The 14,150-nt window shown below is 60.0% G+C and carries 11 protein-coding genes; 6 read left to right on the top strand and 5 right to left on the bottom strand.

The features are described from left to right. The first annotated feature begins 73 nt into the window (after positions 1 to 73). Positions 74 to 2,821, top strand: coding sequence for a preprotein translocase subunit SecA (gene secA, locus Q8M73_11385; protein ID MDP2289151.1), 2,748 nt, complete (start codon positions 74 to 76; stop codon positions 2,819 to 2,821). Here secA and Q8M73_11380 read toward each other — a convergent pair whose 3' ends face one another. After that, positions 2,822 to 3,376 carry an Rv3235 family protein gene (locus tag Q8M73_11380; protein MDP2289150.1) on the bottom strand — a complete coding sequence of 185 codons (555 nt, stop codon included), beginning with the start codon at positions 3,374 to 3,376 and terminating at the stop codon, positions 2,822 to 2,824. A gap of 193 nt (positions 3,377 to 3,569) precedes the next feature. Here Q8M73_11380 and Q8M73_11375 point away from each other — a divergent pair, with 193 nt between their 5' ends. Continuing rightward, positions 3,570 to 4,190 (top strand): hypothetical protein, encoded by a 621-nt coding sequence (locus Q8M73_11375; GenBank protein ID MDP2289149.1) that lies wholly within the window; start codon positions 3,570 to 3,572, stop codon positions 4,188 to 4,190. On the opposite strand, the gene Q8M73_11370 is transcribed toward Q8M73_11375, so the two are convergent. After that, positions 4,165 to 4,404 carry a helix-turn-helix domain-containing protein gene (locus Q8M73_11370; protein MDP2289148.1) on the bottom strand — a complete coding sequence of 80 codons (240 nt, stop codon included), beginning with the start codon at positions 4,402 to 4,404 and terminating at the stop codon, positions 4,165 to 4,167. The two genes, Q8M73_11375 and Q8M73_11370, sit on opposite strands and share 26 nt — an antisense overlap. Positions 4,405 to 4,474: 70 nt before the next feature. Between Q8M73_11370 and Q8M73_11365 the strand changes: the two genes are divergently transcribed. Further along, positions 4,475 to 5,194, top strand: coding sequence for a hypothetical protein (locus Q8M73_11365; protein MDP2289147.1), 720 nt, complete (start codon positions 4,475 to 4,477; stop codon positions 5,192 to 5,194). Continuing rightward, complete coding sequence (locus Q8M73_11360) at positions 5,191 to 6,489, top strand: hypothetical protein (GenBank protein ID MDP2289146.1); 1,299 nt, start codon at positions 5,191 to 5,193, stop codon at positions 6,487 to 6,489. The genes Q8M73_11365 and Q8M73_11360 overlap by 4 nt, the downstream gene beginning before the upstream one ends. Here Q8M73_11360 and Q8M73_11355 read toward each other — a convergent pair. Together Q8M73_11355 and Q8M73_11350 are read right to left on the bottom strand one after the other, a co-directional pair. Continuing rightward, a complete protein-coding gene (locus tag Q8M73_11355) occupies positions 6,438 to 7,109 on the bottom strand; it encodes a L,D-transpeptidase (protein ID MDP2289145.1) in 672 nt (223 codons plus the stop codon). The two genes, Q8M73_11360 and Q8M73_11355, sit on opposite strands and share 52 nt — an antisense overlap. 56 nt (positions 7,110 to 7,165) lie before the next feature. Further along, complete coding sequence (locus Q8M73_11350; protein ID MDP2289144.1) at positions 7,166 to 7,672, bottom strand: DUF2505 domain-containing protein; 507 nt, start codon at positions 7,670 to 7,672, stop codon at positions 7,166 to 7,168. Positions 7,673 to 7,708: 36 nt separating this feature from the next. Here Q8M73_11350 and Q8M73_11345 point away from each other — a divergent pair, with 36 nt between their 5' ends. Then, positions 7,709 to 12,523, top strand: coding sequence for an NAD-glutamate dehydrogenase (locus tag Q8M73_11345; protein MDP2289143.1), 4,815 nt, complete (start codon positions 7,709 to 7,711; stop codon positions 12,521 to 12,523). A gap of 107 nt (positions 12,524 to 12,630) precedes the next feature. Then, a complete protein-coding gene (gene moeZ, locus Q8M73_11340; GenBank protein ID MDP2289142.1) occupies positions 12,631 to 13,821 on the top strand; it encodes an adenylyltransferase/sulfurtransferase MoeZ in 1,191 nt (396 codons plus the stop codon). A gap of 72 nt (positions 13,822 to 13,893) precedes the next feature. On the opposite strand, the gene Q8M73_11335 is transcribed toward moeZ, so the two are convergent. Next, entirely contained in the window at positions 13,894 to 14,136 is a 243-nt protein-coding gene (locus tag Q8M73_11335; GenBank protein MDP2289141.1) for an NIL domain-containing protein, read from the bottom strand. Positions 14,137 to 14,150 lie beyond the last annotated feature (14 nt).

Below are 14,150 nucleotides of genomic sequence, written 5' to 3'. Positions count from 1 at the left end.
AACAAGTCCCCTACGATGGAGAGTCCTGCCGGGTCAGCTGGCAGAAGATCGACGAAGGAAAGGTCGCTTCACAGTGCGAGTGCTCGACAAGATCCTGCGCGCCGGCGAGGGCAAGATCCTTCGCAAGCTTCACGCCATCTCTGTGGCGGTCAATGCAATCGAGGAGAACTACACCTCGATGAGCGACGCTGAGCTGCGGGCGCTGACAGATGAGTACCGGGAGCGCCTTGCTGAAGGTGAGACTCTCGACGATCTCCTGCCCGAGGCCTTCGCAACGGTGCGCGAGGCCGCCAAGCGCACCCTTGGTCAACGCCACTTCGACGTGCAGATCATGGGTGGCGCGGCACTGCACATGGGCAATATTGCTGAGATGAAGACAGGCGAGGGCAAGACCCTCGTGTCAACCCTGCCGGCCTACCTCAACGCTCTCAAGGGTGATGGTGTGCACGTTGTCACGGTCAACGATTATCTCGCCGAGCGCGACTCCGAGAACATGGGACGAGTCCATCGTTTCCTTGGACTCGAGGTAGGCGTGATCTTGTCCGCCATGACCCCCGCCGAGCGCCGCATCGCCTATGCAGCGGACATCACCTACGGCACAAACAATGAATTCGGCTTCGACTACCTGCGTGACAACATGGCGTGGAGCGCCGAGGAACTCGTCCAGCGTGGGCATCACTTCGCGGTGGTTGATGAAGTGGACTCGATTCTCATTGACGAAGCCCGTACCCCGCTGATCATCAGTGGCCCTGCCGACCAAGCCACAACGTGGTACGCCGAGTTCGCACGCATCGCCACCTTGCTGACCCTTGATGAGGACTACGAGGTCGACGAGAAGAAGCGCACGGTTGGCGTGCTGGAGTCGGCCATCGACAAGGTGGAAGACCAGATCGGCATCGACAACCTCTACGACATGGTCAACACCCCGCTGGTTGGGTTTCTCAACAATGCCATCCGCGCCAAGGAGCTCTTCAAGCGCGACCGCGACTACGTGATCATGGATGGCGAGATCCTCATCGTTGATGAGCACACCGGCCGCATCCTTGCGGGACGTCGCTACAACGAGGGATTGCACCAGTCCTTGGAGGCCAAGGAGGGTGTGGAGGTCAAGGCCGAGAACCAGACTCTGGCCACGGTTACCTTGCAGAACTTCTTCCGTCTGTACGGGCGTCTTTCAGGCATGACTGGTACGGCAATGACTGAGGCCAGTGAGTTCTCGCAGATCTACAACCTCGGCGTCGTGCCGATTCCGACCAACCGCGACATGATCCGGCTGGACAACGCTGACGTCATCTATCGCACCAACGAGGCCAAGCTGCAGGCTGTTGTCGCCGACATTGTCCAGCGGCACGCCAGCGGGCAGCCAGTGCTGGTGGGTACGACTTCGGTTGAGAAGTCCGAGCACTTGAGCAAGTTGCTGAAGCAAAATGGCGTCCCGCATGAAGTGCTCAATGCGAAGTACCACGATCGTGAGGCGCACATCGTTGCCCAAGCCGGACGTAAAGGCGCGGTGACAGTCTCCACCAACATGGCCGGTCGCGGAACCGACATCATGCTTGGCGGCAACCCAGAGTTCATGGCTGCGGCAGCCCTGACCCAGCGCGGCATCTCAATCGTTGATGATCCGCAGGCCTACGAGGCAGCCTGGGGCGGCGCTATTGAACAGGCACGCACTGCCGTTTCGACAGAGCACGACCAGGTCATCTCCGCAGGTGGGCTGTATGTGCTCGGCACTGAGCGCCATGAGTCGCGACGCATCGACAACCAGTTGCGTGGGCGCTCCGGTCGTCAGGGTGATCCAGGCGCCTCGCAGTTCTACCTCTCACTTGAGGATGACCTCATGCGGCTGTTCAAGGCCGACATGGTTGACGCATTCCTGCGCCGCTTCAATGTGCCCGATGACGTGCCGATCGAGGCGAGCATGGTGTCCAATGCCATCCGTTCGGCGCAGTCCCAGGTCGAGGCCCGCAACTTTGAGATTCGCAAGGATGTCCTGAAGTACGACGATGTCCTCAATCGCCAGCGACTGGTTGTCTATGCCGAGCGCCGTCGCGTCCTTGAGGGCGAGGACATCGAAGAGCAGGTGCGCAGTTTCATCACGGACACTGTTGAGAGCTATGTTCGCGGTGCCACGGGTGTTGGATTTCCCGAGGACTGGGACCTGGATCAACTCTGGACCGCGTTGCGGACTCTCTACCCTGTTCAACTCACGGTTGAAGAACTCGAGGAAGCCAGCGGTGGCAGCCGAGCAGGACTCACGAGCGATTTCCTGACCCGCGAATTGCTGGAGGATGCGCAGAGCGCCTACGACGAGCGAGAGCAAGCGCTCGGCGAAGAAGTCACCCGCGAACTCGAGCGACGCGTGATCTTGTCTGTGCTTGATCGCAAGTGGCGCGAGCATCTGTACGAGATGGACTACCTGCGTGATGGCATTGGCCTGCGGGCCATGGCTCAGCGTGATCCGCTGATCGAATACCAGCGCGAAGGCTTTGATCTGTTCAACGCAATGATGGATGGCATCAAGGAAGAGACCGTTGGCTATCTCTTCAACGTGCAGGTCGAGGTCGAGCAGGCCGAGGATGCTCTCGTCGAATTGGGCGCTGACGGCAGCGAGACGATCGCAGCTGAGGTGGTGTCGGAGGTCATCGTGGCAGGCTTGGCGCCATCACGACCCGCGCATCTGGAGTATTCAGCGCCAGGTGAGTCAGGTGATGTCGTGCACGAGTCGGTGAATGCCGAAGTTGTCGTCGAGGTTGACCCAAATGCCAGTCGCGCAGATCGACGCCGCGCTGAGCGGGCCAACCGCAAGCGCCAGAGCTGATCAGCCCAGTGCAATAGCTGTCACCTGCCAGGTGTCGGCGATCGCTTCAAAACGCATGGCAACAGCTCGACCTCGTCCATCACCCACGAGCACGGCAGAGGTTTCTGCGACACCAGGGGCTACCGGGCATACGCGGATGGCGCGCACTTGCTGCAGTGATCGCATTGCTGCGCGGGCGTTGCGTCCGTGGACGGCACTTGGATGGCGTCGGGCTGCATTGCCGCGGGCTGCAAGCATCGCGAGTTGTCGCTTCTCAACCCATTTCGTGAGCTGCTGAGCTGGGCGGTCGCCGCTGGCGACTTCAGCGATTGCTCGGGCCATCCGCGCCACCCAGATTGGTGGTGGAATGGGCGGCCCGCCGGGCACTGTTGCTGGCCCGTTGGTGCGATGCGTCGTGCTGGGAGTGTCAGACACCAGCCGAAGGTGACGGGGCACTTGTGGCACAGCTGGCACACCGGGGGCGATTTCCCAGACCAGTGGCAGCACGAGCTGCTCAGCGGGGACCTCAGCGGTGGCGAGCACTGGAGCGGGTAGACGATCCAACAGCGTGGACACGGCGGCCTCCTTGCCGGTCGTGCGCGGTCGGGGGCTCGCGGGTGGAGTTGCATTCATTTGCTTGCATTGGCTTGCGTTTGCCGATGCTTGCACTGTCAGGGCTTCGGCTTCAACAGCAGTATTCAACTGTGGATGAACGGATGTCCCTGTGGACGATGGATTTGCCAGGTTGCCGGTTGCCTCTTGATTGTTCATGACTATGGAGTTCCCCCAGCAGGCGGTGACCAAACCCGTGGACGTGCTTTCTTGCACAACTCGAACAATTGGCGATGCGGACTGCCGAGTTGCTCATGTGTGGGAGAGCGCTGAAGCCAGCCTGCAGACAGAGCTTTCCCAGGATGTGCTGGCGCAGGCCAGTGCCATTGCCGATGCTGAGCGGGCTCGTTCACGTATGCGCGAAGGACTGCGCGAGAGCTCGGTCGAAGTGCAGATCAGTTGTCTGGGCGGGGCCATGATCAAGGGCGCCGTCGTTGATCTCAGTCACCAGTGGGTCCTGATTGCGCATGACAATCGGCGGGTGACGGGCGTGCAGTTCTCGACCGTTGTGCGCATCGTGGGGCTGGATCATCGACTGCCGACAGAAGCGTCGCAATCCGTGGACCTGTCGACATGGACTCACTGGTTGCGATCGCTGGTTGAGCAGCAGGTAGGGACCGTTCAGATCGCGTGTGTTGATGGCCGGATCACCCGAGCGCTCATCTGCTACGTCGCTGCAGATTTCATTCGCATCGCCGATGAGAATGGAAAGGAGAGCGATGTCATGCTGCACGCCATCAGTGCGGTGACAGTCATGAGTATGCGTCACTCTGGCTGAACGGATGCTCCACCACAAACTCCTGTGTCTGCTGGTACATCCGGGCGATGTAGCGCTCGAGCATTTGCTGTTCAACTCGCCACTGGCCACGCCCGCCCACTTTTATCGCGGGTAGTTCCCCGTTGCGTACCAACGCGTATGCCTGTGATGCCGAGATATTGAGCAGCTCTGCCACATCCGCGAGAGTCAGGAATCGAAGAGGCGAGTTGGGCATCCACGCATTGTGCAATGCCAGCGCAGGTATGAGGAGTTTGTCCACAGGCGCATCAAGTGAAGCGATCCCTGTGGATAGTGATTCGGATCCGATGGACCTTGGAGTCATCGTTGGTCTCGGTGTGAGCATCAGGTATGCAAAAGGAGCGCAGCAGATGGTGGGAACGCACAAGGCAATGCTGGGCAAGGTCGGTGCTCGATGGACAGATCTTCGACTGTGGTTGGGGCTGGCTCTCATCGTGGGCTCGATGTTCGCTGGTGCCTATCTGCTTTCGGCAAATGAGCAATCCATCGAGGTCTGGCGTGCTTCGACGGATCTGGCTGTGGGTGATGTTCCCCAGGTTGAGCCGGTCTCAGTTCGGCTCGATGCTGCAGCCTCGGCCTACTTGGTGACTTCCTCGATGCCACAGGGGCGAATGCGTGTCCCTGTTCAGGCCGGCGCCCTGCTGCCGGCAGCAGCTGTGGGTGCCGCCGAGTCCTCCCATGATCGATTGGTCACTGTTCCCGTTGATGCCTTGCATGCCCCAATGGACCTGACCGCGGGGGATGTCGTCGATGTCTGGGCCATCCCCGATGACTCGTCGAATCCCCTTCCACCGAACTTGGTGCTTGCCGAGGCGCACGTGCAAGCCGTGGACCGAGAGAATGTCGGCGTCGGAGGAGAAATCCCTGTCGTGCTCGCCATTGAACGTGACCGTGCGGCGTCGATCGTCGCTGCTTCGCGTGGCCTCATCTCACTTGTCGAAGTGCCGCTTTCGGCACAGCGCCCTGCTCCGGAATCACGGACATGACTTCTCTTGCATGCATTCTGGCGGCTCCGGATCTGCCACACGAACCCGAACTTGTTGCGCAGTCAGCGGCTTTTGATCTGCACATTGTGCGGCGTTGTCTGGACGCGGCCGACCTGATGGCGGTCGCTGCTCTTGAGCCTGGATTGCCCGTCCTGGTGACGCCGGGCCTTCCACACTTGGCCCGTGAACTGATCTCGCGGTTGCTTGCGGATCGCCTCGTTGTGGGTCTTGCAATCGATGAGCACAGCGCCGAGCAGCTACTCAGCTTGGGCATAGCTCACTCGGTGCGAGCGCGCGCTGTTGAGCACACGCTGGAAGATCTGTGTGCGGTGCTGCGGGGTCGAACTCTGGGACCAATGCGTGCACGTCAACAGGGGGTCTGGTCAACTGGCGCATGGGCTCCCGAACCGACCCCAGCAGCACCCAGGCGCGAGAGCCCCAGCATTCGAGGCCCGATATCTCGCGGAGGGGTGATCTGCGTTTGGGGCCCGCCGGGCTCTCCGGGTCGCACCAGCGCCACATTGATGCTCGGACGGCTTTTTGCGGCGAGCGGAAGCTCAGTGTGCTTGATCGATGCCGATACAACGGCGCCCTCGCTCTTGCAGATCTGCGGCATCGCAGAAAGCGCAAGCAGTCTTGTTGTCGCATGCCGCTTCGCCGAACGTGACTCCTTGGACTCGGCGCGCCTGCATCAAACAGCGCATGTGATTCAGGGAAGACTCTGGGCTTTGGGTGGCGTGGAGCATTGCGAGCAGTGGGGCGATGTGCGCGCCTATGCCTTGTCGTCAGTCATTGACCTGTGCCGTGCAAGTTTCGATATGACGGTGGTCGATGTGGGCGCCGGCTTGGAGAAGCCTCACGCCAAGGAGCTTTTGGCCGCTCCGCGATATGAGGCAGCCAGTGCCGCTGTCGCCGCCTGTGATGCATTTGTGGCCATCGTGGAGGCAACTGCCTTGGGCATCACGCGCTTCCTGCAGCACCGGCCATCGACAATGGATGCGCGCCCGCCGTGCTCGGCAATCGCATTGACCCCACCACACGCGAAAGGCAGCGCCTCCGCGGGCGCTGCCAGCCTGCGCGATTACGGCATCACGCTGCCGATATTCGAACTGCCGCGGTATGCAACTGAAGAACTCGCAAAGTCGGGACTGAGAAGCCTTGCCAAGAGTCGGCGTCGCGGAGTTGCTGGGCTTGGAGAGCTACAGAGCTGGCTTGCAGAGTCAGTCGTTGACTCAGCGAGAAGTCATGGCGAGGGAAGCACGACCACAGGGGTGCCGACCCGGGCAAACTTGTAGACCGCTGCCGCTGCCTGTTCGGACAGGCGTACGCATCCACCCCGAGCAATGGGCAAACCCAGTTGCTTGACCGAATGCATCATCGTTCCGTCGTAGTACTTCGGGATCGCATGCAGACCAATGGGCGACTTGGTGTCCGGCCCATAGGTGAATCGCACCATGTGATTGAACGTGACCTTGGAGTTGGGGTTGAAGGCCTTGGTCGACTTGGAGAAGACGTGATAGACGCCAGCCTTGGGCCGGTCCCATCTGCCAACGACTGGATAGCGCGCAACCACCTCGTCGGCCTTGTTGATGAGCCAGACGGTCATCAGCGCCTTGTCATAGACCACGCGCTTCATCCCGGCGTGTTTGCGATCATCTGGATAGATCGGAACGCGCTTTGCCTTACTCGTGCGGGTTGCCGGCTTCGGCGGTCTTGTGTCGATGGGGGTGGGCGTCGGACTGGCGATCGGCGCGGGCTGCGCAGTCACTTCGGGAACTGGGTCGGCGGTTGCCGCGTCCGCAGGGCGCGAGTTGATGGCAAGCCAGGCAACGGCGGCGATCATCAGCACTGCGAAACCGGCGACCAGGCCAGATCTGGCCGGACTTAGCTTTGCTGGCAGGGGGAAGTTCTGCACATGACGGTTCTACAGGATTGTGCGGCCTATTCACAGTTGCCGCACGGCGGGGCAATTCAGTTTGATTCTGGAGTGCGTGCAAGCCAGGCGCGTGCGAACTGCTCTTCCTTGCGCAGATATCTCTGGGTCTGCTCCAAGGCCAGACTTTCGACCTTGCCGCCGACAAAGGGCACGGAGGCCTTGAACTCTCCAGCCGTCACGACTGTGGTGCTGGCCCCATCAAAGCTCAGGACGACCGTTCCTATGAAAGTCAAAGGAGCGCTGAATTTCACGTCGAAGCTCCCTGAGCAGGCTCTTGCCGTGGGCTGCTCCCAGATCTGGTGCTCAGTGATGGTCAGTGTCTCGCCCACGATCGAACGAGCGTAGGAGGGCATGTCGGCAGGGAGGGTTCGCACAATCACCAGATCTACGGCGCCATCGGGGGCATCGGATCGGGTATGGGTAACGGTGAGTGCGCCAGTTGTCGTGGCGCGCTCGGTGATGTAGTCAGGGTCCTTCAGCATCGACATCACCTGCGTTGGGGATGCCGAATACACCTGATTGATTTGCAGTTGGGTACCCACGCGACAAGCCTCCCTTTGTCCAGTTAGCGTAGACGGATGACTGATGTTGTATCGGCAGTGCTCGGCGCTCTTGGCGAGAACGCCCATGAGTCACAGCAGATCCTGGCTCGCAAGGTCTTCCGGTATGTCTCGTGGGATGACGTCAGTGGATTGACACCGGACCTGCTCGTGCGTCAGCTCGATGAATTCGCGGCTGCCGCCGACGAGCGTCCGCATGGACGTCCCAATGTCGAAGTGCACGATCTGGAAGGTTCCGAGATCGCACTGGCAACCATCGTTGTCGACGACATGCCCTTTCTGGTGGACTCCCTTGCCGGCGCGCTGCAGATTGAGGGACGCAATCCCCGCCTCATCCTGCACCCGCAACTGGTCGTGCGCCGCGATGCTGATGGTCGGCTTGTGGAGATCTTCGACATCGAGACTGATGAACCCCGACCTGTTGGCACCACCGTTGAAGCCTGGATCCAGATTCAGATGGAGCGCGACTATCTGAGCGAGGACAATCGCCAAACAGCTGATCACCTGCGGCGAACTTTGCGTGATGTTCAGGCAGCCATCGCGGACTGGCCGTTGATGCGCATCAAGGCAGAAGAGCTGGCAGCCGAACTCGATGCGACGCTCAATCCTGGCTGGTCAGTCGAAGAGGTATGCGAAAGTGCAGACCTGCTTCGCTGGATGGCCAATGAGCACTTCCTGTTCATCGGGTACAAGGAGTATTCGCTCTACAGCGACGGCAAGGGCGATGGGCTCAAGCCGATTCCGGGTTCGGCGCTGGGCGTACTGCGCGAGACCGAGGCCGGACAGGAGTTGGACGAGGAGTGGGTGCGGCTCTCGGCATTGGCTCAGGAACACGCCCAAGACCGATTCCCACTGGTGCTGACCAAGGCGAACTCGCGATCGACAGTGCACCGCAACGGCTATCTGGACTATGTCGGGGTCAGGCTTCTGGATGAATCCGGAGTTGTGATTGGCGAACGCCGCTTCCTTGGTCTGTATACGGGTTCGGCATATACCGAGAGCATCACATCGATCCCCGTGCTGCGCTCTCGATATGTGCGAATGCTTGACACGATGAACGTCGCACCAGATTCACACACAGCTCGGGATCTGCGGCAACTGATTGAAACTCTGCCGCGCGATGAATTCTTCGCAATGCACACCGAGCAGCTGATCGAGCTGGCTACAACTGTCATGCATCTTGATGAACGTCGCCAAGTGAAGGTCTTCGTGCGTCCTGACGACTATGGCCGCTATGCCTCAGTCTTTGTCTACCTGCCTCGCGACCGGTACAACACCGACGTGCGGATGAAGATCGAGTCGCTCCTGCGCACAAGTTTTGATGCAGTCTCAGTCGATCACGCAGTGCACGTCACAGAGTCGCCGAACGCAAGGCTGCATTTCATCCTGCATTTCCGCGAAGGCTCAAGCCTTCCGCAAGCCGATGTAGCTTCAATCGAAACTGCGGTGGCGAAATCGGCCCGCACTTGGCTTGATGACTTCACTTCAGAAGTCGTCGGCATCGTCGGCAGCGAACGGGCTTCGACATTTCTCTATCAGTATCTTGATGCGTTCCCGGAGGGGTACAAGGAGAGATTCGCTCCGAGCGTGGCTGTCCGTGACGCGATGACAATCGCGAAACTTGATGTGGATGAACTCGCTATTGAGATTTCCAGTCTGCCCTCATCAGTACCGAACGACTCCTCAGACCCTGCGCGAATCAAATTGATCCGAGCGGGCGAGGCAATGCCGCTCTCGGCAGTCCTGCCCCTGCTGCAGCATCTGGGATTGGACGTGCTCGACGAGTACCCATTTGAGATCGAACGCAAGGGCTTGCACCCTGCCTGGGTCATGGACTTCGGAGTCCAACTTCCTGCCCTGGACCTGCCGCGTCTGGACAGTCTGGACCTGCGATTGACCCAAGCGCTGCGCGCGGTATGGAGTGGTCACGCTGAGTCTGATGATTTCAATGGTCTGGTCGTGCGCGCGGGGCTGCACTGGGAGCATGTCGTGCTCTTGCGCGGCTATTCACGCTACCTTCGCCAGCTTGGCTCCACCTACGGACAGGACTACCTGCAGCAGGCGCTCCTGAGCAATCCGGGATTCGCAAGCCTGTTCGTCGAACTCTTCGACTCCCAGTTCGAACCGGATTTCGCTGGCGATCGGGCCGTTGCTCGAGCTGAACTGACGGCTCGGTACCTCGCTGATCTGGATGCAGTTCCGTCCCTTGATCATGATCGAATCCTGCGCTCCTTCCTGTCGCTGCTGCTCGCGACTGTTCGCACAAGTGCGTTCATCCCCGGAATTCTCAGTGCGTCCCGGGCGCTGGCCTTCAAGTTCGACTCTCGCAGCATCACTGAGATGCCGCTGCCCAAGCCCTTGTCTGAGATCTGGGTGTACTCACCACGAGTCGAGGGAGTGCACCTGCGTTTTGGCAAGGTTGCGCGTGGCGGTATTCGGTGGAGCGACCGACGTGAGGATTTCCGAACCGAGGTGCTCGGCCTGGTGAAGGCTCAGGCAGTGAAGAATGCGGTGATTGTGCCGGTCGGCGCCAAGGGCGGCTTCTTTGCCTCCGGTGCACCCGATGTTTCGGCCGATCGTGAGGCTTGGCTCGCTGCGGGCCAGGCGGCATACATCGAATTCATCTCCGCTCTCCTGGATCTCACTGACAACCTCGAGGCAGGTGGAGTGCTTCCTCCTGCACATGTCGTGCGGCTCGACGGCGATGATCCGTACCTTGTGGTGGCTGCGGACAAGGGCACGGCCAGCTTCTCAGATCTCGCCAATCGGCTGTCGCTGGAGCGTGGCTTCTGGCTGGGCGATGCCTTTGCCAGCGGTGGCTCCCATGGCTACGACCACAAGGCGATGGGCATCACTGCGCGGGGTGCGTGGATCTCAGTGCAGCGACACTTCCGCGAGATTGACATTGACGTACAGAATCAGGACTTCACTGTTGTCGGAATCGGCGATATGAGTGGTGACGTCTTTGGCAACGGAATGCTGCTAAGTCAGCACATTCGGCTGGTGGCGGCCTTTGATCACCGAAGTATCTTCATCGATCCCGATCCTGATGCACAAGCCACGTTCATGGAGCGGCAGCGGTTGTTCAACCTGCCCCGTTCCAGTTGGGCGGACTTTGATTCAAGCCTGCTGTCTGCCGGTGGCGCGGTGTTCGCGCGCTCTGCAAAGTCCATATCGATTTCTGAACAGGCGCGAGTAGCACTTGGTCTGCCCCCCGAGGCGCAGCACTTGTCGCCCGACGAGCTCATTAAGGGCATTCTGCAAGCGCCGGTTGATCTGTTGTGGAATGGCGGCATCGGCACGTACGTCAAGGCAGCCAGTGAAAGTGCGTTGAGTGTCGGTGACAAGGCCAATGATGCGATTCGCATTGACGGAGTGCAGTTGCGCTGCGCTGTGGTGGGCGAGGGTGGCAATCTGGGATTCACGCAAGCCGGTCGGGTTGAAGCCGCACGCGGGGGTGTGCGAATCAATAGCGATGCGATTGACAATTCAGCTGGTGTGGACACCTCAGACCACGAAGTCAATCTCAAGATCCTCCTGGACACTCTTGTGCGCACCGATGCGATGACGCTCCAAGACCGAGATCTCATGCTGACGCAGATGAGCGACGATGTTGCGGCGGCCGTGCTCCGCGATAACTATGACCAGAACGTGGTCCTGGGCAACGCACGAGCATCGGCCAGCACGATGCTCGTGGTGCAACAGCGCTTGATCCGAGATCTCGAGCATCGTGGCCTGCTGGATCGGCAGTTGGAGTTCCTGCCGACAGATGAGGAGTTCGAACTGCGTCGCATCGCAGGGGAGGGCCTGACTTCACCGGAACTGGCAGTCCTGCTGGCCTACGCCAAGATGGCGCTCACCGACGAGCTCAATGCCGCCCACATCGGTGCTGATCCTTGGTATGAGTCGGCGCTCATGTCGTACTTCCCAGCCCTGCTCACTGAACAGTTCAGTGCCGAGGTCAAGAGGCACCAGCTTCGCAATCAGCTCGTATCAACAGTGGTCTGCAATCAACTGGTGAACACCGGAGGGATCACGTTTGTGTTCCGCGCTGCGGAGGAGACGAGCGCAACCGCAGTGGAAGTCGTGCATGCCGCTGGCGCGGCTTCGGCGATCTTCGACATCGATCGCCTCACTTCGGCGGTGAACGCGCTGGATTTCGTAGCGCCGTCAATGGCGCAGGACGCTTTGCACCACGGCATCCGGCGTCTGCTGGATCGAGCCACGCGCTGGCTGCTGAATTCCAAGGGCGGTCATGTTGCACCTCAGGTGCTGGTTGATACCTATCGGCCGGTGGTGGCTGAGTACGGCTCGTACGTCCGCTCTCATCTGCCGGCGGGGGTCGTGGACAACGTGCGTCTGCGCGCAGCAGGGTTCATCTCACTCGGTGCACCTGTGGAGCTCGCTGAGGAGGTCAGCGGCCTCCTGGAGGTCTTTGCACTCTTGGACATCGCTGCTCTTTCGCAGCGGACCGGCATTGAGCCCGCGAGAATCATCCCCCTGTACTTCACGATCACCGAGGCCTACGGCATCGATGCGCTCCTGCTGTCCATTTCTGCCCTTCCGCGCGCGGATCGCTGGGGAGTCATGGCGCGACACGCGCTGCGCGCTGACCTCTACGCGGCGGCTGCCGAATTGACTGAGCAGGTGCTCCAAATGGACCAGGGATCACCGGCCATCACCTTGGCTTCCTGGGAGGGTCATTTTGCCAGCAGCACTGGGCGGGCCAAGGCCACGCTGTTCGACATCGCCGCCATGGAGCATCCGGATCTGGCGACCTTGTCCGTGGCCCTTCGTGCCCTACGGACCCTGGTGATCCAGACCCGGGAATAATTGGCGAACTGCCGACGCTGTGCAAAAGGACAACTCCGGTGAGCTGGCCGGGGAAGCCAGTTAGCATGGATCACTTGCTTGAGCGTTCATCTATTTTTGGAGTCATCGTGAGCTTGCCACCACTGGTGGAACCCGCAGCCGACCTGAGTGTTGACGAGGTTCGCCGTTACAGCCGACATTTGATCATTCCTGATGTCGGCATGGCGGGTCAGAAGCGCCTGAAGAACGCCAAGGTGCTCTGCGTGGGCGCCGGTGGTCTTGGCAGCCCCTCGTTGATGTATCTGGCAGCCGCTGGCGTTGGCACCCTTGGCATCGTCGAGTTCGACATCGTTGATGAATCCAATCTGCAACGCCAGATCATCCATGGGCAAAGCGATGTTGGCCGATCCAAGGCCGAGAGTGCTCGCGACAGCGTGCGCGAGATCAATCCCTATGTGACGGTCAATCTGCACGAGGAGCGGCTGGATTCAAGCAATGTGATGGAGCTGTTCTCCCAGTACGACCTCATCGTTGATGGCACGGATAACTTTGCCACTCGCTATCTCGTCAATGATGCCTGCGTGCTGCTGGGCAAGCCCTACATCTGGGGCTCGATCTACCGCTTTGACGGACAAGCCAGCGTCTTCTGGTCCGAGCACGGGCCTTGCTACCGCTGCCTGTATCCAGAGCCACCGCCACCTGGCATGGTTCCCTCGTGTGCTGAAGGCGGCGTGCTTGGTGTGCTGTGTGGATCCATCGGATCCATTCAGGTCACTGAGGCCATCAAGGTGCTCACCGGAATCGGCGAGACACTGCTTGGCCGCCTGATGATCTACGACGCCTTGGAGATGAGCTATCGCAAGGTGAAGATCCGCAAGGATCCCAACTGCGCGATCTGTGGTGAGAACCCGACGGTCACCGAATTGATCGACTACGAGGCCTTCTGCGGAACCATCTCAGACGAGGCAGCTCTCGCCGCGATGAATTCCACGATCTCGGTCGTCGATCTGAAGAAGATGCTCGACGATCGCGATCGTGGCGAGGATGACTTCCTGCTCATCGATGTGCGTGAGCCAGGGGAGTACGAAATCGTGCAGATCCCAGGTGCAGTCTTGATTCCCAAGGGCCTGTTCATGGACGGCAGCGCATTGGAGGATCTCCCAACGGACAAGCGCATCGTGATTCACTGCAAGCTCGGCGGTCGATCAGCCGAAGTGCTGGCAGTGGTCAAGGGGGCTGGTTTCTCCGATGCCGTGCATGTTGGTGGCGGCGTGCTTGCCTGGGTCAATCAGATCGAGCCGCAAAAGCCCACGTACTGAGAGCACGCAGGTGCTCGACAAAGCAAAAGGGTGACTGGAAACAGTCACCCTTTTGCATTTCCTCAAGCCTTGTCAGCCGGCGACTATGTCACCCTCGGCCGCGGAGACTTCAATTCCAAGGGACTTCAGGTACTCGGTGGCACGATCAAGATCAGCTGTTTCGCCTTCAAGGTCAAGGACCATCCAGCCCACATGCTGATCGATGTTTGCCCGACGGATATTGGGCACCACCTGATGGTGCTTGACCATCATGTAGATGATCGGCTCAGTCGTGGTGTCCTGTCCGAAGGTCAACTGCAGATGGCGGTGAGGCATGCCAGCATCCTACG

It is taken from the genome of Actinomycetota bacterium (genome assembly GCA_030684515.1).
Lineage (GTDB): Bacteria > Actinomycetota > Actinomycetes > S36-B12 > S36-B12 > UBA11398.
The sequence above is the reverse complement of the archived record's forward strand: the minus strand, read 5'-3'. Positions and strand labels throughout refer to the sequence as shown.

Excerpts from the sequence above, each read along its gene's own strand:
- Q8M73_11375 (MDP2289149.1), top strand. The coding sequence starts at position 3,570 with ATGACTATGGAGTTCCCCCAGCAGGCGGTGACCAAACCCGTGGACGTG.
- Q8M73_11370 (MDP2289148.1), bottom strand. The coding sequence starts at position 4,404 with ATGCCCAACTCGCCTCTTCGATTCCTGACTCTCGCGGATGTGGCAGAG.
- Q8M73_11360 (MDP2289146.1), top strand. The coding sequence starts at position 5,191 with ATGACTTCTCTTGCATGCATTCTGGCGGCTCCGGATCTGCCACACGAA.
- Q8M73_11345 (MDP2289143.1), top strand. The coding sequence starts at position 7,709 with ATGACTGATGTTGTATCGGCAGTGCTCGGCGCTCTTGGCGAGAACGCC.
- Q8M73_11335 (MDP2289141.1), bottom strand. The coding sequence starts at position 14,136 with ATGCCTCACCGCCATCTGCAGTTGACCTTCGGACAGGACACCACGACT.